The sequence below is a fragment of the Streptomyces sp. NBC_00083 genome (genome assembly GCF_026343295.1).
Classification (GTDB): domain Bacteria; phylum Actinomycetota; class Actinomycetes; order Streptomycetales; family Streptomycetaceae; genus Streptomyces.
In genome coordinates this window covers 1,930,406-1,952,033 of the sequence record NZ_JAPELY010000001.1, presented here as the reverse complement: position 1 = coordinate 1,952,033, position 21,628 = coordinate 1,930,406, and the positions used below count along the sequence as shown (strand labels likewise).

The 21,628-nt window shown below is 73.4% G+C and carries 17 protein-coding genes and 2 pseudogenes; 8 read left to right on the top strand and 11 right to left on the bottom strand.

Translation table 11 applies throughout. From position 1 onward, the window contains the following. Positions 1-60 precede the first annotated feature (60 nt). Positions 61-1,257 (top strand): annotated as a pseudogene (locus OOJ98_RS08530) (lipopolysaccharide biosynthesis protein); the annotation flags it as partial. An 8-nt stretch (positions 1,258-1,265) separates the two neighbouring features. On the opposite strand, the gene OOJ98_RS08525 reads toward OOJ98_RS08530, so the two are convergent. Continuing rightward, a complete protein-coding gene (locus tag OOJ98_RS08525) occupies positions 1,266-2,705 on the bottom strand; it encodes a xylan 1,4-beta-xylosidase (RefSeq protein ID WP_267054014.1) in 1,440 nt (479 codons plus the stop codon). A gap of 128 nt (positions 2,706-2,833) precedes the next feature. On the opposite strand from OOJ98_RS08525, the gene OOJ98_RS08520 reads away from it, so the two are divergent. Continuing rightward, positions 2,834-3,928 carry a DUF5925 domain-containing protein gene (locus tag OOJ98_RS08520; RefSeq protein ID WP_267054013.1) on the top strand — a complete coding sequence of 365 codons (1,095 nt, stop codon included), beginning with the start codon at positions 2,834-2,836 and terminating at the stop codon, positions 3,926-3,928. Positions 3,929-3,997: 69 nt separating this feature from the next. On the opposite strand, the gene OOJ98_RS08515 is transcribed toward OOJ98_RS08520, so the two are convergent. Beyond that, positions 3,998-4,372 (bottom strand): GntR family transcriptional regulator, encoded by a 375-nt coding sequence (locus OOJ98_RS08515; RefSeq protein ID WP_267054012.1) that lies wholly within the window; start codon positions 4,370-4,372, stop codon positions 3,998-4,000. A 76-nt stretch (positions 4,373-4,448) separates the two neighbouring features. On the opposite strand from OOJ98_RS08515, the gene OOJ98_RS08510 reads away from it, so the two are divergent. Then, positions 4,449-4,949 (top strand): DUF402 domain-containing protein, encoded by a 501-nt coding sequence (locus tag OOJ98_RS08510; protein ID WP_267054011.1) that lies wholly within the window; start codon positions 4,449-4,451, stop codon positions 4,947-4,949. 16 nt (positions 4,950-4,965) lie between these two features. Here OOJ98_RS08510 and OOJ98_RS08505 read toward each other — a convergent pair. Next, positions 4,966-5,544: pseudogene (locus OOJ98_RS08505) on the bottom strand (class I SAM-dependent methyltransferase); the annotation flags it as partial. A 248-nt stretch (positions 5,545-5,792) separates the two neighbouring features. On the opposite strand from OOJ98_RS08505, the gene OOJ98_RS08500 reads away from it, so the two are divergent. Then, on the top strand, positions 5,793-6,851 hold the full coding sequence (locus OOJ98_RS08500; RefSeq protein ID WP_267054010.1) for a lytic polysaccharide monooxygenase: 1,059 nt from the start codon (positions 5,793-5,795) through the stop codon (positions 6,849-6,851). A gap of 80 nt (positions 6,852-6,931) precedes the next feature. On the opposite strand, the gene OOJ98_RS08495 is transcribed toward OOJ98_RS08500, so the two are convergent. Further along, positions 6,932-7,792, bottom strand: a complete 861-nt coding sequence (locus tag OOJ98_RS08495) for a triacylglycerol lipase (protein ID WP_267054009.1) — start codon at positions 7,790-7,792, stop codon at positions 6,932-6,934. 320 nt (positions 7,793-8,112) lie between these two features. Here OOJ98_RS08495 and OOJ98_RS08490 point away from each other — a divergent pair, with 320 nt between their 5' ends. Next, entirely contained in the window at positions 8,113-8,799 is a 687-nt protein-coding gene (locus OOJ98_RS08490) for a hypothetical protein (RefSeq protein ID WP_267054008.1), read from the top strand. Positions 8,800-8,817: 18 nt separating this feature from the next. On the opposite strand, the gene OOJ98_RS08485 is transcribed toward OOJ98_RS08490, so the two are convergent. The 3 genes from OOJ98_RS08485 to OOJ98_RS08475 all read right to left on the bottom strand — a co-directional run bounded on the left by OOJ98_RS08485 (position 8,818) and on the right by OOJ98_RS08475 (position 14,205). Continuing rightward, a complete protein-coding gene (locus OOJ98_RS08485; RefSeq protein ID WP_267054007.1) occupies positions 8,818-9,786 on the bottom strand; it encodes a hypothetical protein in 969 nt (322 codons plus the stop codon). Next, positions 9,783-13,271 carry a DNA polymerase III subunit alpha gene (locus OOJ98_RS08480; RefSeq protein ID WP_267054006.1) on the bottom strand — a complete coding sequence of 1,163 codons (3,489 nt, stop codon included), beginning with the start codon at positions 13,269-13,271 and terminating at the stop codon, positions 9,783-9,785. Before OOJ98_RS08480 ends, OOJ98_RS08485 begins: the two co-directional genes overlap by 4 nt. Before the next feature lie 145 nt (positions 13,272-13,416). Next, positions 13,417-14,205 carry a VOC family protein gene (locus OOJ98_RS08475; RefSeq protein ID WP_267054005.1) on the bottom strand — a complete coding sequence of 263 codons (789 nt, stop codon included), beginning with the start codon at positions 14,203-14,205 and terminating at the stop codon, positions 13,417-13,419. Between the two features lie 164 nt (positions 14,206-14,369). Between OOJ98_RS08475 and OOJ98_RS08470 the strand changes: the two genes are divergently transcribed. Further along, the gene (locus OOJ98_RS08470; protein WP_267054004.1) at positions 14,370-15,437 is read left to right on the top strand and encodes a DUF3533 domain-containing protein; all 1,068 of its coding nucleotides are present in this window, start codon (positions 14,370-14,372) and stop codon (positions 15,435-15,437) included. A gap of 33 nt (positions 15,438-15,470) precedes the next feature. Here OOJ98_RS08470 and OOJ98_RS08465 read toward each other — a convergent pair whose 3' ends face one another. Further along, on the bottom strand, positions 15,471-16,406 hold the full coding sequence (locus OOJ98_RS08465; protein ID WP_267055565.1) for a slipin family protein: 936 nt from the start codon (positions 16,404-16,406) through the stop codon (positions 15,471-15,473). 92 nt (positions 16,407-16,498) lie between these two features. Continuing rightward, positions 16,499-17,353 (bottom strand): aminoglycoside N(3)-acetyltransferase, encoded by an 855-nt coding sequence (locus OOJ98_RS08460; RefSeq protein ID WP_267054003.1) that lies wholly within the window; start codon positions 17,351-17,353, stop codon positions 16,499-16,501. Between the two features lie 256 nt (positions 17,354-17,609). Between OOJ98_RS08460 and OOJ98_RS08455 the strand changes: the two genes are divergently transcribed. Further along, on the top strand, positions 17,610-18,500 hold the full coding sequence (locus tag OOJ98_RS08455; RefSeq protein ID WP_267054002.1) for a DUF4231 domain-containing protein: 891 nt from the start codon (positions 17,610-17,612) through the stop codon (positions 18,498-18,500). 28 nt (positions 18,501-18,528) lie between these two features. Here OOJ98_RS08455 and OOJ98_RS08450 read toward each other — a convergent pair whose 3' ends face one another. Continuing rightward, positions 18,529-19,008 carry a hypothetical protein gene (locus OOJ98_RS08450; protein WP_267054001.1) on the bottom strand — a complete coding sequence of 160 codons (480 nt, stop codon included), beginning with the start codon at positions 19,006-19,008 and terminating at the stop codon, positions 18,529-18,531. Between the two features lie 162 nt (positions 19,009-19,170). Then, positions 19,171-20,076 (bottom strand): S1 family peptidase, encoded by a 906-nt coding sequence (locus OOJ98_RS08445; protein ID WP_267054000.1) that lies wholly within the window; start codon positions 20,074-20,076, stop codon positions 19,171-19,173. A 1,017-nt stretch (positions 20,077-21,093) separates the two neighbouring features. On the opposite strand from OOJ98_RS08445, the gene OOJ98_RS08440 reads away from it, so the two are divergent. Next, positions 21,094-21,534 (top strand): cell division protein SepF, encoded by a 441-nt coding sequence (locus tag OOJ98_RS08440; protein WP_267053999.1) that lies wholly within the window; start codon positions 21,094-21,096, stop codon positions 21,532-21,534. Positions 21,535-21,628: the final 94 nt, after the last annotated feature.

Genomic DNA, 21,628 nt, shown 5'->3' with positions numbered 1-21,628 from the left:
GCCGCAGGGGCCCCCGCCGAGCGCCGGGGCGCCCCCCTCTTCCGCAACGCCTACGCCCTGATGCTCAACACCGGGATCAGCGCGGTGCTCGGCCTCGGGTTCTGGCTGGTCGCCGCCCGGTACTACACCGACGACGCGGTCGGCCAGGGCTCGGCGGCGATCGCCGCCATGAAGTTCCTCGCGGGGCTGACCGCGCTCACCCTGACCGGGGCGATGGCCCGGTTCATCCCGGTCTCGGGCGCCGCCACCGGCCGTCTCGTCCTTCGCACGTACGCGGTGAGCGCGTGCGCGGTCGCGGTGGCCGCGCTGGTCTTCGTGGAGACGCTGGACTTCTGGGGGCCCTCGTACCGCTTTCTGCACGGGCCCCTCAACGGGCTCGGGTTCATCGGGGCGGTGGTCGCCTGGTCGCTCCTCACCCTGCAGGACGGGGTGCTCACGGGGCTGCGCAGCGCGTTCTGGGTGCCGGTCGGCAACACCGCGTTCTCCGCGGTGAAGCTGCTGCTCCTGGTGGCGATCGCGGCGTCCCTGCCGACCAGCGGGGTGTTCGTGTCGTGGGTCGCGGCGATCACGGTGTCGGTGCTGCCGCTGGGGTGGCTGGTGTTCCGGCGGCTGGTCCCGCGCCATGTGGAGCTGACCGCGCACACCGCCCGTCCCCCGGGCTACCGGCAGATGGGGCGGTTCCTCGCCGGGGACTGCACGGGGTCGCTCTTCGCGCTGGCCGTGGTCTATCTGGTGCCGGTGATCGTGGCCTCGCAGATCAGCTCGGCCGACAACGCGTACTTCTACATCACCGCGACCATCGGCGGCACCGTGGAGCTGCTCGCCATCAACATGGGCGCATCGCTGACCGTCGAGGGCGCGCACGACCCCGGGCGGCTGGGGCGCAACGCGCGGGCCGCGCTGGTCCGGATGGTCACCATCGTGCTGCCGATCTGCGCCTTCCTGTTCGTCTGCGCGCCGTACGTCCTCCAGGTGTTCGGCGCGGGGTACGCCCGCCATGCCACGGCGCTGCTGCGCTGGCTGGTGGCGGCCGCGCTGCTGCGGGTGGTGATCGAGCTGTACTTCGCGGTGCTCCGCGCACAGAGCCGGACGGCCGGACTCGCCCTGCTCCAGGGCGCGTTGTGCGTGCTGGTGCTGGGCTCGACGCCGGTGCTGCTGGGCCCGCTCGGCCTGGCCGGCGTGGGCATCGCGGAGGTCGCGAGCCTGTCGGTGATCGCGGCGGTCGCGGCGGTGAAGCTGTTCGGGGTGCTGCGCTCCCCCGGGCCTCAGCGGGTCAGCCAGCGCACCTCGTAGGCCGCCATCGGGAACGACCTGCCGTCGACCTTCGCGTCGATCTCCCGGTCGAGGGTGTTGACGACGAGCACGGTCGTGGCGTTCGCGAGCACCCGGACGTTCGGCACATCGTCGGCGGCGACGGAGACGGTGGTGAACCGGGTGCCCGGCGGGAAGGCGGCGGCGAACCTGGCGATGAGCGCGTACATCGGCAACTCCGCTCCCCCGTCGTCGCGTTGGGTGGGGCTCCACAGGCAGCCGGGGCACGGCCCGCCCTGCTGCTCGGGGCTCCAGTAGAAGGCGGTGCCGGTTCCGCCGCGGGCCAGGGCGGCCAGGGCGGCGGCCTGGGTCGCGACGCGCCGCTGCTCGCTCCACCCCGACGCGTCGGGCTCGACGTAGTACTCCGCCCACCACAGGGGCAGCCCGCTCTGCTCGCGCACCCAGTCGCTGACGGCCGTCAGCTTGTCGGTGGCGGCGAACGCGTCGGGGAGCATCTGGTCGGTGCGGGTGAAGCTGGCGCCGTCGACGACCACGAAGTCGGCGCCCTTCCTGTGCTTGTTCCAGTACGTGAAGGCGTCGAGGACCCGCTGGTCGACGGAGCCCCAGGGGCCCTTGAGGGACGACGCGTACGACTGGTCCTGGGGGCCGTAGCTGTCCATCGTCAGATAGGGCCCGCCGACGAGGTTGGCCGGGTCGGCCTTCTTCAGGGCGGCGTAGACCTCGTTGTACAGCTGGGTGTAGCCCTCGTAGTTCCAGCGTCGGCGGGTGTCGTCGAAGAAGCCCTTGAACTCGTTCCAGACGATGAAGTGGCGCACGTCCGGATAGCGTTCGGCGACCGCGGCGGCCAGCTCGGCGAAGTCCTTGTAGTGGGAGGGCAGCGGCGCCGACTCCAACGACCGTACGCTCCAGTCCGTTCTGCTCGCCCCGGCCTTGCCGCCCTTCATCCAGTCGGGCGCGCAGCACAGGGTGATGACGGGGGTGGCGCCGGTGGAGCGGATGTAGGCGACGCGCCGGTCGAGGTCGGAGAAGTCGTAGGTGCCGGGCGAGGGTTCGGGGTTGCCGGCGCCCCAGCCCATGATCGCCTGGTCCTGCGGCAGGCCGCGTCCCGAGAGCAGCTCGCGGGCGCGCGCCACGGCGTCGTCGTCTCCGGTGTCGGCGCTGTACTGGGTGTGGGTGAAGCCCCAGCCGAGCGCCGGGTCGGTGTTGCTCGGGCCGGTCGGGCCGGGACCGGGGCCGGGCCCCTGGGTGGTGCGGCCGCCGCTGTCGCATCCGGCGAGGGCGAGTGCGGCGAGGACCAGGGCGGCGAGGACCAGGGAGAGCCGGCGCCGGGGCGCGCCGACGGGCCGGCGGCCGGATGCGCCCCGGGAGCCGTGCCCGGGTCGGCGGGCGGATGCGCCGTCGCCCCGTACGGTGACTTCACGGTGACGTTCCATCAACGGCGAGCGTATCCGCGGTAGTTGGCGTTCCAGCCGGTTTCGCCGGAACGGGTACGGAACGCTCAGGGGGCGTCAACGGGACAAAGCGCGTGCGGGGAGGGCCCGGGTGCCGGATCATGGGCGGCATGTCCCCGAACCCAGAGGCCGCCCTGCCGATCCGGCTGACCATGGACGACAGCGACTCGCCGTCCGACGTCGTCGACGCACTGTTCCTCGGCCGCTTCGCCACGGGCGAGCAGCCGTACGCGTACAGCTCGTCCATCGACCGGGTCAAAAAGGGTGTCAGCCTGCTGCCGCCCGCCGCGAAGGTGCTGCGGTCCGCCCGCGACGACGACCGCAGCGCGACGCTCGCCGAGGGCGCGGGCTGGACGCTGCTGGTCTCGCGCTGGAACCGGGGCGCGGACGTGACGGTCACCGCGACCACCGAGGAACTGGCCGAGCAGGTGCTCAAACAGGCCACCGAGGGCGCCGAGGACGAACCGGAGCCGCAGCCGGAGAACGTCACGATGGGCTTCTGGTACGTGTCGCCGCGGCGCGGCCCGCACCGCACGACACGGCAGATCGCGGCCGGCACCTGGGACGAGGTGCGGCCCAACTACACGGCGCCGGTGGCCGATGCGCTGGACCGCCTGATGAAGGTGACCCCGGACGACATCGCGGGCCGGCTCCTGCTGCTGCACGGCCCGCCGGGCACCGGCAAGACGTCGGCGCTGCGCACCCTGGCCCGGTCCTGGCGCGACTGGTGCCAGGTGGACTGTGTGCTCGACCCGGAGCGGCTCTTCAACGACGTCGGCTATCTGATGGACATCGCGATCGGCGAGGACGACGGCAGCACGAAGGGCCGCTGGCGGCTGCTCCTCCTGGAGGACTGCGACGAGCTGATCCGCGGCGAGGCCAAACACACGGCGGGGCAGGCCCTTTCGCGGCTGCTCAATCTGACCGACGGTCTGCTGGGCCAGGGCCGCAACGTCCTGGTGGGCGTCACCACCAACGAGGACCTGGAGCGTCTGCACCCGGCGGTGGTGCGCCCGGGTCGCTGCCTCGCGCGGATCGAGGTCGGCGCGCTGACCCGGACGGAGGCGGTCGGCTGGCTGGGCACGGAGGAGGGCGTGCCGCGCGAGGGCGCCACCCTGGCCGAGCTGTACGCCCTGCGGCGCGGCACGTCCCCGGCGTCCCTGCCGGACCAGCGCCCCGGGTCGGACGCGGGCCTCTACCTGTAGCCGGCACTCCGGCTGCGGACCGGATCCGCCCGGCCCCCGGCCGGAGTGCCGGATCCGGGGCAGCCCCGGCTACTTGCCGTACGTCGCCCGCAGCGCGTCCTCGACCGTGGCGCGGGCGGCGTCCCGGGCGAGGCCGAGGCGGTGGGCCTCCCTGGCGTAGGTGGCCGCGGCGGTCGCCGCGAGCCGCGCCGACGCGTCCCCCGCCGCCGCGACGAACGTCCCGTTGCGGCCCCGGGTCTCGATGACTCCGTCCGCCTCCAGGGCCCGGTACGCCTTGGCCACCGTGTTCGTGGCGAGCCCGAGTTCCTCGGCTAGGCCGCGGACCGTGGGCAGTTTGTAGCCGACCGGCAGCCTTCCGGAACGGGCCCGCCCGGCGATCTGGGCACGCAGTTGCTCGTACGGCGCGTCGGGCGCGCCCTGGTCAATCACGATCTTGAGGGTCACAGCCCGATTCTCCCCCGCGCCGGGGCCCGCGAAAACGGGAGGCGCCGGCGCGCGGGCCCCGCATACCGTGACCGTCATGTCGACGAGCCCGGCCGAACCCGGCACCCCCCTCCACGTCGTCCTCGTCAAGGCGGGGCGCACGAAGCTGCGTTACCCGGCGTCGGTGGTGTCCGACGACGGGACCCGGCTGACCGTGCGCGCGCCGTGGGCGACCGGGACCACGCGTGACTTCGGCTTCGTACGGTTCGAGCCGGGCGATGTGTTCACCGAGCACTACTGGCGCGACCGGTGGTACGCGGTGAAGGAGGTGCGCGGCGCGGACGCGGCGCTCAAGGGCTGGTACTGCGACATCGCCCGGCCCGCGGTGGTCCGGGACGGCGAGGTGGTCTCGACGGACCTGGACCTCGACCTGTGGGTCTCGGCCGACGGGGCGGCCGTGCTGCGCCTGGACGAGGACGAGTTCGCCGCGAGCGGTCTCGCCGAGCGCGACCCCGGGGCGGCGGCGCGCGCCGTGGCCGCCCTCGACGAGCTCGAACTCCTCGCGAAACTGGGGCGGTTCACGGCGCTCGTCGACTGAGGCGTCACCCGGCGACGGCCGCGGCGACCACCACGTACCGCTCGTCGTCCACCGCGCGCCCCCACAGGCGCGGGTCACCGGAGAGCCGTTCGTAGCGCGCCGCGGCGGTCAGCGGGGCGAGCGCGGACAGGAGGCGCTCGGCGGGTATGCCGGCTCCGCCCCACACCCCTTCGACCAGGACGAGCCGGCCGGCCGGCCGCAGCAGTGACCACCAGTGGCGCAGCGCGGCCTCGGGGTCGGGCAGGGTCCACACCACGTGACGGGCGAGGACCACGTCGAAGGCGCGCCCCTCGACGGGCGGCTTCGCCGCGTCACCGGTCAGCACCTCGGCGCCGGTGCCCGCCAGCTTGGCGCGGGCCAGCTCCGTCATCCGCGGCGACAGGTCGACGGCCGTGACGCGGTGGCCGCGCCCGGCGGCGAGCAGCGAGAGGCTTCCGGTGCCGCAGCCGAGGTCGAGGAGGTCGCCCGCGCGGTCCGGCAGCCAGCCCGCGAGGTGTTCGTCCCAGGCGGCGCGCACGAGGGGATCGAGCAGCCCGTGGTCGGGATCCTCGTCGAAGGTGGCGGCGGCCTCGTCCCAGTCGATGTCCAGGTTCATGGTCCCGATGGTGCCGGACGCCACTGACAACCGGCCTTCGCCCGGACGCGGCGACGGGTGTGCTGGGCTCGGTCTTAATCGGTGCTGAGTGGCTCCTTAACTCGACCATAAGGATCTCCATCCCCCGCTCCCAGCAGGGGATTTCGCGTTTTCCTGGGGCTAGCGTGCTGATCGCCGGACGGGACATCCGGCCGTTCACCACCCCCACGCCCCCACTTGCCCGTGCACCATCGAAGGAGTACGTCACGATGACCTTCCCCCAGCTCTCCACCGCGTCCGAGCAGCGGGGACCCCGTCGGCGCAGGGCCGCCTTCGTCGCCGCGGCCGGCTTCGTGCCGCTCGCCCTGACGGGGCTGGCGGCCGGGCCCGCCGCCGCGCACGGTTCCATGACGGATCCGGTCAGCCGGGTCTCGGCCTGTTACGCGGAGGGGCCGGAGAGCCCCAAGTCGGCGGCGTGCAAGGCGGCCGTGGCTGCCAGTGGCGCGCAGGCCTTCTACGACTGGGCCGCGGTGAACATGGCCAACGCCGCGGGCAAGTCGAAGCAGCTCATCCCGAACGGCCGGCTGTGCAGCGGCGGCAACGAGAAGTACAAGGGGCTCGATCTGCCGCGCGCGGACTGGCCGAGCACCAAGCTGTCGGCGGGCAACCACACCTTCCACTACAAGGGAACGGCCCCGCACAAGGGCTCGTTCGAGCTGTACATCACCAAGGACGGCTACGACCCGTCGAAGCCGCTGAAGTGGTCGGACCTGGAGGCGACTCCGTTCGTGAAGGTCACCGACCCGCCGATGCAGGGCGGGGACTACGTCTTCGACGGGAAGATCCCGGCCCGGTCCGGCCGCCACCTGATCTACTCGATCTGGCAGCGTTCGGACAGCCCGGAGGCCTTCTACACCTGCTCCGACGTGGTGTTCGGCAAGGACAGCGGCGGCTCGGCGGGCGCCCCCGCTCCGACGGCCTCCGCGCCCACCGAGCAGGAGATCGCGGACGGCGCCGGCAAGTCGACGGTCCAGCACCACCACGGCTCCGACGCCGCGAGCGCGCAGCCGGGCGCGGCCCCGGCCGGCGGGGCCGAGACCCCGGCCAACCAGCCCCAGCCGGACGGCGTCGCGGCGGCCGCTCCGGTCGCCACGACCGGCACCACCGGCACCACCGGCACCACCGGCACCCAGAACCTCGCGGAGACGGGCGGCGACAGCACCACCCCGTACCTCGCCGTCGGCGGCGCGGGCGCGATCGCGGTCGGTGCGGCGGCACTGTTCGGAACGCTGCGCCGCAGGGCGACGGCGGGCCGGCACGGCCGCTGACCGTAGGGCACAGCCGAACCGCCCCCTCCCGGCTGCCGGGAGGGGGCGGTTCGCGTGGGGTGCGGCGGGGCGGCGGCGGGTCAGCCGATGACGCTGGCGCAGGTGGTGGGGGTGGCGTGCGCCGGGTCGAGCGCGTTGGCCACCTCGTGGTAGGCGACGCGGTCGGTGAGGCCGATCGCCACGTGTTCGGAGAGGTCGAGCGCGCACTTGTCCTGGATGAGGACGTTGTGCACGTCGGGGCCGTTCAGGAACTGCGAGCGGTAGGGGGTGACCACCTCGTCGTACTTGCTCGCGATGACCGTGTAGTGAACGCCGGGGACGGTGTCGCCGCCCTGGTTCAGCTGGGTGACGAAGGGCGAGCCGGCGATCTGGTCGGCGAGCCCCGGGGTGGCGAGCGTCAGCAGGTCCTCGGCGCCGGGGAAGTACGGCAGCAGCTGGGCGAGGCCGTCGAGGGTGGTGCCGTGGTTGTCGGGGGCGATCCCGACGAGGGCGTTGACCTTGGCGGCGCCGCCGAGGAACTTCAGGTACCAGCGCGGCATCATGCCGCCCTGGGAGTGGCCGACCACATCGGCCTTGGGGGTGCCGGTGGCGGCGAGCACCTTGTCGACGAAGGTGGCGAGTTGGGCCGCGGACTTGTCGATGGGGCCGAGCCCGTCGAACAGCGGCACGCCGGGAAGCTGGCCGTAGTCGAGGGAGAAGACGCAGTACCCGCGGTTGACCAGGTACGGGGCGAGGGCCAGCCAGTTGTCGGTGCCGTTGCCGAAGGTTCCGTGCACCAGGACGACGGGCCGGGGGTGGGCGGCGGACGGCTTGCACGAGTAGTTGTTCCAGCCACTGCTCGGCGCGGACTGGGCGTGCGCCGCGGTCGCGGGGGCGAGCGCGGCCGCGGCGGCGAGCAGCAGCGCGGACAGGGGTCTGAGCACACGGTTCCAGGGCAGCATCGGGTGATCTCCTTGCGGCTCAAGGGAGTTGCGATGGGGGATTCGCCCTGCGGCCCGGACCACAAGTGAGGTGCCGTACGGGGTGCGTACGGGGCGTGCTCACGCCAAATTACGCACGGGTAGCGTAGGAGTGAAGTTACGCGTCAGTAAAACTTGTCGTGTCGGCCCCGGACACGCCGAGGGCGCGGTGTACGCAGGGGCGCGTGCGACGCGGCGTGTCACGGCGGGGCGCCGTTCGTCGCAGTCCGGTCACTTCACCCTGGGTGCCCTCCCCCTCGCGGTACGTTCACGGCGAGTGTCACCTGCCTTGGGGGGGAACCATGCGCAAGATCCTGCTCACCGCTGCCGCGACCGCCGCCACCGCCTGCCTCGCCCTGACCGCCTGCGGGCCCGGCGGCGGCTCCGGCGACAAGCCGTCCGCGACCCGGCCCACGGGGGCCCTGCCGTCCGCCGCGTCAGCCACGCCGACGCCCGCCGACACCGCGGGGGACGGCTCGGCCGCACCGGGCGCGGGGGCCGGGGACGACCACAGCGCCCTGGCGCTCGGCGTGCCGTCGCGGACCGTGGGGACCAAGCTCGTCGGCATCCTGGAGATCACGCCCACGACCGTCGTCTACGCCGAGCGGGCGGGCGGCATCGCCGCGCGGTTCGGCACCTTCGCCGTCATCACCACCAAGGACGCCTCGCTGACCGCGAACGCCGCGGACGAGGAGCCCGCCAACGGCACGAAGGGAGGCTGGCGTTGGGCCGCCCCCGACGGGCAGAGCCTCGCCGCGGGCAACGGCGCGGCGTCCAAGGTCTCGGTCCGCGGATACGACGGGGCGGGCGCGATCGGGCCCGGCACCTCCCAGCTGCGCTCCGAGACCTTCGACCTGACCCCGGCGCAGGCGGGGGCGGGCGGCACGCTCGTCTACACGGACGCCACGGGGACCGAGAGCCGTTGGAAGGTCCCGGCCGTCGACTCCGGGCCGCAGGTCGCGGACGTCAGGAAGCGGCTGGCCCCCTGACGCGGCGGCCGGCGCCGCTCAGGCCGCGTCCGACAGCGAGCCCGGGACGATGGCGCGGGGGCCGAACTTGGCGCGGGCGCGGTCGGCCACCGCCTCGATGCGGCGCGCCCGTTCGTCCCGGGGGTCGAACGTGAGCTGGTGCGCGGCGAGTTCGGCCGTCGCGAGCCCCTCGGCCCGCAGCGCGATGCCGCGCACCCTGGCGCGCTGCAGGCCCAGCGCCGTGTGGAGGGCGTAGGCCAGGCCTGCCAGGGCCGGCGAGTGGGCCGACGGCTCGCGCAGGCTCCGGGTGCGGGTCGTGGTGGACCGGTCGGCGTAGCGCACGGTGAGGCTGAGGGAGCGGCACACCTGGTCGGCGCCGCGCAGCCGGACCCCCAGCTCCTCCGCGAGGGAGAGCAGCGCCCTGCGGTGGCGTACCGGGTCCAACTCGTCGCGGGGGAAGGTCCGTTCGGCGGCGAGGGAGCGGGCGGAGGCGTTCGGGACGACGGGGGCGCGGTCGATGCCGCGGGCGCGTTCCTGGAGGTCGCGGCCCTGCTTCGCGCCGAGGATCCGCTGGACGGTGCCCGGCGGGGCGTCGGCGAGGCGCCCCGCCGTGTCGAGTCCGTACGCGCAGAGGGTGCGGGCGGTCGAGCGGCCTACGCCGTCGAGGGCGCGGACCGGCAGCGTGGCCAGGTAGCGCTCCACCTCGTCGGGGCGCACCGTCCGGGTCGTGCCGGGTCCTGCGTCCCGGGCCGCCATCCTGGCCAGCATCGGGTTGGGCGCGAGCCCGATGGCGCACTCCAGGCCGAAGTGGGCGAGGGCGCGCACCCGCAGGACCGCGGCGAGCTGTCCCGCGTCCTGGCGGAAGTACTTCTCGGCGCCGCCCAGGTCGGCGAGGAGCCCGTCGGGCGGCAGCGCCTGGACGACCGGGGTGAGGTTCTCGGTCAGCGCGATCAGCGGGGGGAGCGCCGCTCCCGCGTCCGCGAGGGCGAACCGTGCACAGAGGATCATCCCGCGCTCCCTGGGCTGGAGTGCCACAACTTGCGCCCGGTGGCGGCCGGTTCGCCCGCGGGACGCAGATCGGCCCAGGGGTTCAGTTCGTAGCCGTTGGCCAGGTGGATGCGGCGGCCGTTGTCGGTGGACGGCCCGGCTGCCGTCGCGGCAGCCGGTTCGGAGGGGCCGGCCTGTTCGGAGGTGTCGGCCCGTTCGGAGGTGTCGGTCTGTTCGGGTGGGGCCGCGAGGCGGGCGGCGACCGCGTCGAGGCCGCCCTCGCGGCGCAGCTCGGCGAGTTCGGCGAGGTTCCAGGCGCGGGCGCCCACCACGCTGAGGCTGCGCGGGCCGCGGCGCTGCACCACGCCGCGCACGAGCAGGAGCCAGGAGTGGAAGACGGTGTAGGCGCAGGCGTCGTGGCTGTCGTCGAAGAAGGCCAGGTCGACCAGGCCGGTGCCGTCGTCGAGGGTGCTGAAGACGACGCGCTTGCCGGAGCGGATCGGCGGGGTCTGGGTGGCGGCCTTGGCGCCCGCGACCAGGACGGTCTGCCCGTGTTCGGCGGCGCGCAGCCGCTTGGCGGAGACGACGCCGAGTTCGCGCAGGAAGGCGGTGTGGTCCTCCATCAGATGGCGGGAGGTGTCCATGCCGAGGACGCCCAGTTCGGCGCTGAGCCGTTCCGCCTCGTCCAGGTCGGGCAGGCCGGCTCCGGCCGTCAAGGTGCCTCCGTCCAGCGGGAGTTGGCCACCCGCGGCGTGGCGCGTGCCGTGGAGTTCGGCGAGGTGGAGCAGCAGGTCGCGCCGGTTGCCGCCGAACGCGTCGAGCGCGCCGATCCGGGCGAGCCGTTCGGCGACGGGGCGGCCGGGCCTGGCCCGCTGCCAGAAGTCGCGCAGTGAGGCGTAGGGGCGGCCGGCCTCGATGCGGGCGCTCTCGGCCTCGCTGATGCCGTGGACGTCGCAGAGCGCGAGCCGCACCCCCCACGTACCGGACACCAGTTCGATTGTGTGGGCGACCGACGACCGGTTCACGTCCACCGGCAGGATCGGCACCCCGCGCCGCCGGGCGTCCGCGAGCAGCAGCCGCTTCGGGTACATACCGGGGTCGTGGGTGAGCAGCCCGGCGTAGAAGGCGGCCGGGTGGTGCGCCTTGAGCCAGGCCGACTGGTAGGTCGGCACCGCGAAGGCGACGGCGTGCGCCTTGCAGAAGCCGTACGAGCCGAAGGCCTCGACGATCTCCCAGGTGCGGGCGATCACCTCGGGGGTGTAGCCGCGCTCCCGGGCGAGCTGGGCGAACCAGACCTTGATGCGCGCCTGCGACTGAGGGTCGGACAGCCCGCGCCGCACCCGGTCGGCCTCGCCCCTGCCGCAGCCGGTCATGATGTTCACGATCTCGATGATCTGCTCGTGGAAGACGACCACGCCGTAGGTGTCGCGCAGCGCGTCGGCGAGGTCGGGGTGCGGGAAGCGGGCCGGGGCCCGCCCGTGCCGGGCCTCGATGAAGGGGCGCACCATGTCGGCGGCGACCGGGCCGGGCCGGAACAGCGAGATGTCGACGACGAGGTCGTGGAAGGTCGACGGCTGGAGCCGCCCGACCAGGTCGCGCTGGCCGGGAGACTCGATCTGGAAGCAGCCCAACGTCTCGGTGGAGGCGATGAGTTGATAGGTCTTCGCGTCGCCCGGCGGGACCTGCGCCGGGTCGTCGAGGTCGAGCCTCTCGCCGGTGGCCCGGCCGATCTCGGTGACCGCGTGGGCCATCGCGGACTGCATCCGCACCCCCAGGACGTCCAGCTTGAGCAGGCCGAGGTCCTCCACGTCCTCCTTGTCGAACTGGGACATCGGGAACCCGTCGCCGCTGGTGGGCACCACCGGGGTGCGGCGCAGCAGCGAGGCGTCCGAGAGGAGCACGCCGCACGGGTGCATGGCGATGCCGCGCGGCAGGGCGTCCAGGGCTTCGACGAGCTCCCAGAGTTTGCCGTACTTCTCCATCTCCCCCGCCAGGGAGCGCAGTTCGGGGAGTTCCCTCAGGGCGGTGCGGGCGTCGCGGGCCCGGATGTGCGGGAAGGACTTGGCGATCGTGTCGATGACGGCCGGGTCCATGGACAGGGCGGCGCCCACGTCCCGGACGGCGTGCCGCACCCGGTAGGTCTCGGGCATGGAGACGGTGGCGACGCGCTCGGTGCCGAAGCGGTCGATGATCGCGCGGTAGACGTCGAGCCGGCGGGCGGACTCCACGTCGATGTCGATGTCGGGCAGCACGGGCCGCTGCTTGGACAGGAAGCGCTCCATCAGGAGCCCGTTCTCGACGGGGTCGGCGTGGGCGATGCCGAGGAGGTGGTTGACGAGCGAGCCCGCGCCGGAGCCGCGCGCCGCCACCCGGATGTCCATCTCCCTTACGTCGTCGACGACTTGGGCGACGGTGAGGAAGTACGAGGCGAAGCCCCAGTGCGCGATGATGTCCAGCTCGTGGTGCATCCGCTCCCAGTACCCGCGCCGGCCGGCGTAGCCGCGCAGCACCATGCCGGCGGCGGCCCGCGAGGCGAGGACGCGCTGCGGGGTGCGGTCGGCCGCGCCGACCAGGTGCGGCTCGGGGAAGTAGGCGAAGGTCTTGATGCCGAGGTCGTCCTGGGGGTCGACGAGGCACTCGGCGGCGGTCTCCTCGGTCATGGCGAGCAGCCGGTGGGCCACGTCGCGCCGCCAGCCGGCCGCCTCGGCGACCCGCTCCGCGATCTTGAACATGGCGTCCGGGTCCTTGAGCCAGCGCTCGCCGCTGTCGAACGGCGGCCGCACCGGCACCAGCCGCCGCGCCGCGTCGAGCACGTCGGCGACCTGGCCCTGGCCGGGATCGGCGTAGCGCGCGGCGTTGGTCAGGACGGCCCGTACGCCCTGGTCGGCGGCGAAGCCGACGGTGCGCGCGGCGAGCCGCAGCGAGCCGGGGCCGGTCCCCCGCAGCCCGTGGTGGACGGCTTCGAGGCGGAGCGCGTCGCCATAGAGCTCCCGCCAGGGCGCGAGGAGTTTCGCGGCCCGGTCGGGGCGGCCCGCGCCGAGCGCGCGGCCGATCTCGGAGGCCGGGCCGAGCAGCACGGTGAGCCCCTGGGCGGGCAGGTCGGCGTGGGTCAGGAGCGGGCGGCCCCCGGCGGTGTGGGCGGCGCCGACCAGGCGGCACAGCTCGGCCCAGCCGGCCGCGCCGTCCCGGGCGAGGAAGGTGACGCGGGGAGCGGATTCGTCGACGAAGGCGCCGCCCCGGACGGGGGTGCGCCGCGCCTGGCCCCGGGTGCGGGCCGGGTCCCCGAGGTGTTCGGGCACGGCGAGGTCGACTCCGAACAGCGGCCGGATCCCCGCCTTGGCGCAGGCCTTCGCGAAGCGGACCGCGCCCGCGAGGGTGTCCCGGTCGGTCAGCGCGAGGGCGTCCATGCCGCGGTCGACGGCGCGTTCGGCCAGCCGCTCCGGGTGGGAGGCCCCGTACCGCAGGGAGAACCCGGAAACGGTGTGCAGATGCGTGAAGCCGGGCATCCGCACCTCCTACCGATCCGTTCTCACCTCCCCCTCCCTTCCACCATAGACCAGTTTCGAACGTACGTGCGACACGTTCGAACGGCCACCGGCCGGAGCGCTCCGGCCGGTGGCCGCCGCGCGGAAGGGCAGGGGGCCGCAGAGGTCAGTACGTGGCGCTCTTGATCACCGCGAAGGGGGCGCCGAACGGGTCGAGCATCATCGCGATGCGGCCCGCGCCCGGGGTCTCCATGGCTCCAATGATCACGGTCGCGCCGAGTTCACGGGCGGCGGCCACCGCGGCATCGCAGTCCTCGACCTCGAAGTAGGGGTGCCATTCGGAGGTCGACCCGGCGTCCAGGTTCTCCTGGGGCAGCTGCATGATGCCGCCGTGCATGGTCCGCTCGCCGCCCCCGGCGGGCCCGGCGATCGAGTAGTCGACGCCCGCGTCCATGGGCATGTCACGGGTCTCCCACGCCAGGACCGAACCGTAGAACGCCTTCACCGCGGCCGCGTCGGTGGTGTAGAGCTCGATCCAGCTGACGCTGCCGGGGTCGTTGACGAGCTCGATGCCGTCGGTGTCCCCGGGCTGCCACACCGCGAAATCGGCGCCCGCCGGGTCGGTGAACCCCGCCATCCGGCCTGCCGAGAAGACCTCCATCGGCGGGAAGCGGACCGTGCCGCCAGCCTGCTCGACGGCCTTGGCGGTGGCGTCGGCGTCCACGGTGCGGAAGTACACCGTCCAGGCCGGGTTCGCGCCCTCCTCGGTCAGCGGGCCGACCGCGCCGACGGTCCTGCCGTCCTTCCGCAGGAAGCCGTAGCCCCCGGCCTCCGGCCCCGCGGACTCGAACCCCCAGCCGAACAGGCCGGTGTAGAAGGCGACGGCCGCGTCGATGTCGGGGGTGCCCAGGTCGAGCCAGTTCAGCCCGCCCGGTACCTGTGTGGAGGTCAGCATGGGTGCTCCTGTCACGTGCTGCCACGCCTCGGAACAGCGGTCCCGAGGGCCTGTTTCCCCCAAGCCTGGCAGCGCACGGGCCGGCCCGACAGCCGGACGGCCCGGCTCATCCGTTCGGCCCCGCCCCGACTGCGCGCGGGCACGGCGCGGCCGAGCGTGGGGGCATGACTTTCGTCGACGAGGTGAAGAACGCCGTCACCGTGCGGGCCGCCCTGCTGGTCATCGGCGTACTGGGACTGATGGTCGCCTTCATCGCGTCCTACGCCGGCGCGTTCCACCACCCCAAGCCGAAGGACATCCCCTTCGCCGTGGTCGCGCCCCAGCAGATCAGCGGACAGCTCACCCAGCGCCTCGGCTCACTGCCCGGCGACCCGCTGGACGTCCGCACGGCCAAGAACGAGGCCGACGCCATGCGGCAGCTGCGCGACCGCAGCGTCGACGGGGCGCTCCTGGTCGACCCCCGGTCCACCACCGACCGGCTGCTCGTCGCGAGCGGCGGCGGGGCCTCGCTCGCGCAGGCCGTGGAGGCGATCACGACGGCGGCCGAGAAGGCGCAGCAGCGCACCGTCAAGGTGATCGACGTCGCCCCCGCCGCCGAGGGCGACTCGCGCACGCTGTCCGCGTTCTACCTCGTCGTCGGCTGGTGCGTGGGCGGCTATCTGTGTGCCGCGATCCTGGCGATCAGCGCGGGTGCCCGGCCGGCCAACACCCATCGCGCGCTGATCCGGCTCGCGGTGCTCGCGGTGTACTCGATCGCCGCGGGGCTGCTCGGCTCGCTCATCATCGGGCCGGTGCTCGACGCGCTGCCGGGCAGCTACCTCGGCCTGGCCGGGCTCGGCGCGCTCGTCGTGTTCGCGGTGGGCGCCACGACCCTCGCCTTCCAGGGGCTCGCCGGTGTCGTCGGCATCGGCCTCGCGATCCTGGTCATCGTCGTCCTCGGCAATCCGAGCGCGGGCGGCGCCTACCCGTATCCGCTGCTCCCGCCGTTCTGGCGGACGATCGGACCGGGCCTGCCGCCCGGGGCCGGCACATGGTCGGCGCGCTCCATCGCGTACTTCAGGGGCGAGGCGGTCACAGGACCGCTCCTGGTGCTCTCGATCTGGGCGGTGGCCGGCGCCGTCATCACCGTGGTCCTGGCCGGCCTGAACCGCGACCGCGACGAGCGGCCGGTGGGCACCGGCCGTTCGTCGGGCGCCGGCGGCGACCTCGGCGAACGTCCGGTCGGCGCGTGAGCCCCATGCGCCTCCGCCGCACCTGAGCCCCCTTCACAGGTCCCTCGGCGGGGTGTCCTCCTCGCCCACGATCTCGGAATGCGCCTGCGCCGGGGGGATCTCCGTCGCGGCCGGCGGCCCGGGAGGCACGGCGGGCGCGGGCGGCGTGGCGGCGGGCGCGGACGGCGTGGGAGGTGCGGGCGGTGCCTCTCCCGGCGCGGGCGGCGCCTGCTGGGCGGCGCGTTCCAGGAACCTCAGGAGCTCCACCGGGAACGGCAGCACCAGGGTGGAGTTCTTCTCCGCGGCCACCGCCACCACCGTCTGCAGCAGGCGCAGCTGGAGCGCGGCCGGCTCCTGCGACATCACCCCGGCCGCCTCGGCCAGCTTCTTCGACGCCTGGAGCTCGGCGTCGGCGTTGATGACCCGGGCGCGCCGCTCACGGTCGGCCTCCGCCTGGCGGGCCATCGAGCGCTTCATCGTCTCCGGCAGCGACACGTCCTTGATCTCGACGCGGTCGATCTGTACGCCCCAGCCGATGGCCGGGCTGTCGATCATCAGCTCAAGCCCCTGGTTGAGCTTCTCCCTGTTCGACAGGAGGTCGTCCAGATCGCTCTTGCCGATGATCGAGCGCAGCGAGGTCTGTGCCATCTGCGCGACCGCGAACTGGTAGTCCTCGACCTGGATGACCGCGTCCGTCGGTTCGATGACCTTGAAGTAGATCACCGCGTCCACCCGGACCGTGACGTTGTCCCGGGTGATGCCGTCCTGTGCGGGCACCGGCATCGTCACGATCTGCATGTTCACTTTGCGCAGGCGGTCGACGAAGGGAACGATCATCGTCAGCCCCGGCCCGCGCACCGAGGCCTTCAGCCGGCCCAGCCGCAGCACCACTCCCCGCTCGTACTGCTTGACGACCCGGGCCGCCGCCAGCAGATAGACGACGCCTGCGGAGCCGGCGGCGATGCCCGCCGTCACGAGTGCCTCGACCATCACGGCCCCCAAGGGTGGGCGAATCGAGCGTGTCCTTCGACGGTAACTCCGCTTCACGCCCAGAGGGAGCCCCCGGTACGGTCAGGGCGGGGTCAGAAGGCGGGGTCGGGCCGGTTGGCGGCCATCCAGGCCGCCGCGTGGTCGACCGCCGCCCGGATGGGGAAGAGCAGGGCCCCGCCCCGCCCCAGGGCGCCGCGGCGCACGTGCCGGGCCGGGAAGTCCGCGCCGATCCGGGCGAAGTCGCCGTCGTCGAGCGCGGCGTCCTGATAGGTGAACCAGCCGGCCGCGCCCCTCTCGTCCCTGATCACCGCCCGGTACGTACGCACGGGGAGCGGCGACACCCGGTATTCGGCGTAGTGGAAGGCGGTGCACACCTCGAACCCCACGTCGACGAGGAGCACCCGCGCGTCGGCGGCGATCAGCCGGGGCAGGGGCGAGTCCTCGCCGAAGTGGCAGTCGAGGGCGTGCCCCTTCATGAACTCCGCGGCCCGCGCACCGAGCGCGGCGAAGGAGGTCTGGGGGTGGTCGCTGCGGACGGCGCCGGGGGTGGTCCTGACCCGTTCGGCGAGCCGGCCCATCCCCGGGCACGGAGTGCGGTCCGGGTCGAACGGCGCCATCGCGGCGCGGAAGGCGGCCGGATCGGGCGCCCGGCCCACGAGGGCGAGGTGGGCCGGGGAGGTGTCGGAGTTCTCCGGGGTGAACGCGGGGACCACCAGCGTGCCCCAGGGCCCCAGCACCGTGCGCAGCGCGTCGAGGAGTACGCCGTCGCGCAGCCCGGTGCCGCGCAGCGAGGCGTGGACGAGGAGGGTGCCGCCCTCCGGGACCCCGAGGGCGCGCAGCTGGGCGGCCGGATCCCCCGCCGGATCCCCCACCGGAACGGCCCCCGGCCGCGCGCCGCCGTCCCCGGCCGACTCCATGGTGCCGGTGACGGTGGTGTCCTCGACCACGCGAGACCCTTCCCTTTCGTGTCCGCCCGCCGCAGGGGCCCCGCGCGGCCACGCCCCCCGCGGGGGCCGTGGCCGTCAACAGCCGCTCCCGTGCGCCGAGTTGTGCCCCGTTGCAGTGTCGGCGGGACGACTTTACCCTCGTCCCCACCGGCGGACGGGGCACGCGAAACGGGGCGCACACGGCCATCCACCGGCACGGAGAAAACAATCGCAGACGGGGGTGCACGTGACGGCGATTCCAGGCCCACTGCAGAGCATGGTCTTCCGGAACGCGGATCTGCCGGGCCTCTTTCACCACGCGGACACGCTGGCGGTCGGCCGCCGGCAGTCGGCGGTCAAACTGACCCGCACGCAACTCTCGCTCCTGGTGACGGGCGCGCTCGCGGCGGCGCTGCCGCAGGTGCGCGTCGGCAAGGACTTCCAGCTGTTCAGCGCGCTCAGTGCGCTCGCCTACGCGGGCGTGCTGCTCGCGAGCTTCGGCGCGGCCCGGCGCCACGCCACGTCCGACTGGCAGCTCAACCGCTCGGCCGCCGAGTTCATCAAGTCGATGTGCTGGCGCTACGCCGTGCACGGCACCCCCTTCGAGCTGGGCTCCCCCGACCCGGACGCCCTGTTCGTCACGCGGGTCGAGGAGGGATTGCGGGAGCTGCGGAAGGTGGGCTGGCGCGACCCGCGCGACGGGGACGGCGCGCAGCCCCTGATCACCCCGAGCATGCGGGAGTTACGGGCCAAGTCGTTCACCGTACGCAAGGAGACGTACGTACGGGACCGGCTGATCGAGCAGCGCAACTGGTACCGGCGCCGCCAGGAGACCTCGCGGCGCGCGACCCGGCTGTGGTCGACGGCGATCACCCTGCTGACGCTCCTCGCGCTCGTCCTCGCCCTGTTGCGGAGCTTCTCCGTCGCGCAGGGGGTGAACGTCGCGGGCGTGCTGTCGGCCTCGGCGGCGGCCTGTCTGGCCTGGAGCGAGATCCGGCGCCATCAGCCGTTGATATCGGCCCACGCGCTGGTGGAGCAGGACCTCATGGAGATGCACGTGGCGATGGAGAACATGGTGACCGAGCGGCAGTGGCCGCAGGCCGTGTACGAGACCGAACGTGTCGTCTCGCCCCAGCACACCGACTGGCTCGCCCGGCTGCGGAGCTGACCCGGCCCGGCGGCTCTTCCCCCGCGGCTCACCCCCTGCGGCTGCCCTCGCGCCACACGACCGTGACCGGGCGGCCGAGGCTGCGGGCGTACTGCACGATGTCCCCGGTGCCGCCGAGCCCGCGGGCCGGCAGGCCGTCCCACACGGCGACGAGGCGGTCGCAGTTGTCCGCGATGTAGGCGCCCGCCGCGTAGTACGCCTCGTCCGTGGAGTGCGGATAGCCGAGCGCCACCTCCTGGCTGGCGCGGCGCTTCAGGCCCCGGTAGCGGGCCAGTTCGGCGGCGTCGGCGAAGCCCGCCTCGTAGTCGCCGCTCGGGATCACCACCGTGAGGGCGGCCCCGCAGTCGAGGGCGATGGTGGCGAAGAGCTGGTCGGCACCGGTGGCGAGGCTGGAGAGCGCTTCGAGGGAGCCGTCGTGGCCGCAGAGCACGGCGCGCAGCCTGTCCCGGATCTCCTCCAGGGCGTCGGGCGGGATGTCGCGGTGGCCGGTCACTCCGATGCGCTTCAATGCGTCTCACCCCGTGTGTCCGGCGCCGGTCACCGGCGGACCCGTCGAGCGTTCCGCCCCTTGCACATCCTCTCAAATCCGCGCAACACGTCCAGACGGAAAGCCCCCGTCCGGTTCTCCCGGACGGGGGCCCGGCCGCGGGGGCCGTCGTACGTCACGCCCTCAGAAGAGGGTCACGCCATAGGCGTTCATGGCTTCGACCACGGGCTGGAAGAACGTGGTGCCGCCGGAGGAGCAGTTGCCGCTGCCGCCCGAGGTGAGTCCGAGCGCGGTGGAACCGGCGTAGAGCGGGCCGCCGGAGTCGCCGGGCTCGGCGCACACGGTGGTCTTGACGAGGCCGGAGACGATGTCGCCGTTGCCGTAGTTGACCGTCTGGTTGAGCGCGGTGACCTTGCCGCTGTGGATTCCGGTGGTCGAGCCGCGCCGGGTGACCGTCTGGCCGACCGTCGGGTTGGCGGCGCTGGTGATGGTCTGGCTGCCCACGGCGCTCGGGTGCGCGAGCGAGGTGTTGGTGTACTGCACGAGCCCGTAGTCGTTGCCCGGGAAGCTGGTGCCCACGGTCGGGCCGATGCTCGTCGTGTGCGAGGAGTTGGTGTAGTAGTTCGGGTAGCCCTCGGTGCAGTGACCTGCCGTCAGGAAGTAGTACGTGGAGCCCTTCTTGACGTTGAAGCCGAGGGAGCAGCGCCAGCTGGTGGTGTAGATGGCGTCGCCGCCGGAGAGCAGCTTGGTGAACTTGCCGGGGGTCCGCTCGACGCGTATCGCGTCCGCGTTGGCTCCGGCCGCGTGTCTGATCCTGGCGAGGTCCGCCGCCGAGACGGTCGAGTCGGCGGTGAGCTGGACCTTCCCCGTCGCGCTGTCCACGCTCCAGGCGGTTCCCGCGACGTCGGCGCCACGGACGGCGTCGCTCGCGGCGTTCAGGGCGGCGGCGCCGAACGTGTGGGCCGGGGCGGCAGCGGCGTTGGGTACGGCGATGGCCACGGCGGCGAGCAGCCCGACGGCGACGCCACCGATCTTGGCGCGTCTCGCCGGACCTGAGGGGGACGTGGGGGTGGTGCGCTTGATCCTCACTTCGTTTCCTCCCGAGGGGAATTGAGGGGCCCGTGGAAGTGGGGGGACCCCGTGAGGCGCAGCCAAGGATGACGGCAGCGCAGAAGGACGCCGGCCGTGCTCCTGACAAGCGCTGCGCAGGAGTATTCGGGGGGCCGGGCGGGGCGCGCAAGGGCGCCTTCTGGCCGGATCCCGCAGGGCCGCGCACGCCGGTGCGGGCCGGCGCGTACGGAGCGCTCCTCCGGCCGGCACCCGCCACCTGCGCCGCGGCACGCCGTACGGCCGGAGAGCGCCGGGCGGACCGGCCCGTCGACGGGAGGTTACGCGGCCGGGATCCGGGCGGAGATGACCGAAGGGTCAACTACACGTACCACGGCGGGGGTTGAACGGGTGACGGGTCGGCAGCCGGCGCGGCCGAGGCATGCGCGGCACTCCCAGGGTCCCCGCGCCGGGGCTGCCGACACCGGGAGCCGTCCAGCCGGTGGGTGCCGTCCGGCTCGCGCGGCGCGAGCCGGACGGCGCCCACCGCGCGGCCGGCGGACCCGCACGCCCCGGCGAGATCCGTGCCGGTCGTGAAGGGGTCTCCCTCCGCTTCTCGCGGGCCCGGGGAAGGCCAGGTGCCGGCCGTGCGCCGCCCGGCCGGCAGCGCACGGCCTGAGCCTGCGTCAGAACCGGCACGTTCAGGCGGTCGTGGGCGGTCGCGACCGGGCGAGCCGCCCGTGGTGGGCGCGAAGTGCCGGGCAGGGCCCGAGGCGTCGTTCTTCAGTGCGGCACGCACCGTATCGAGCGATCCGTTCACCCGTACGACCCCCGCGTCACTCATGTGGAGGGGGATTCCTCATTTTGTTACACCGGACTTCCCGTACCGGCCGTATCCCGCAAGTTTCCTGACGAATCGCCACATCCTCTGTGCCAGTACCGTCACGAATCACCTGCGCGGCGACTATCCACTTGGCGCGGGATCCGCATCATGGACGACCATAGGGATAGGGAACAGAAGAAGTCGCAAGAAGAAGACCGCTGCGAGAGGAGGCGTCCATGGGATCGGTGCGCAAGGCGAGTGCTTGGCTGGGACTTGTCGAGGACAACGACGACCGCTACTACGACGACGAGTACACCGAAGGTGCCGCCGCCGAACCCGGCGAGGCCTGGGTGACCGACCCGCGGGTGCGGGTGGCCTCCGAGTCGGCCGAGGAGCAGGGCCGCCGGATCGCCACCGTCACGCCGGACGGCTTCCGGGACGCGCGGGGCATCGGTGAGCTGTTCCGCGAGGGCGTCCCGGTGATCGTGAACCTGACGGCGATGGACGCCGGGGACGCCAAGCGCGTCGTCGACTTCGCCGCGGGGCTCACCTTCGGTCTGCGCGGCTCCATCGAGCGCGTGGCGACGAGAGTCTTCCTGCTGACCCCCGCCGACACCGAGATCGTCAACGGAGAGACCGCGGGCCGCCAGACCGGCGGCTTCTTCAACCAGAGCTGAGACCGGCCAGGGGTGAGACCGGCCCCGGCCCAGACACCGATGATGCCTCCCGGCCGGGGGGCCGGCCCACGGCGTGAGCGTCGTGGGGCACGGC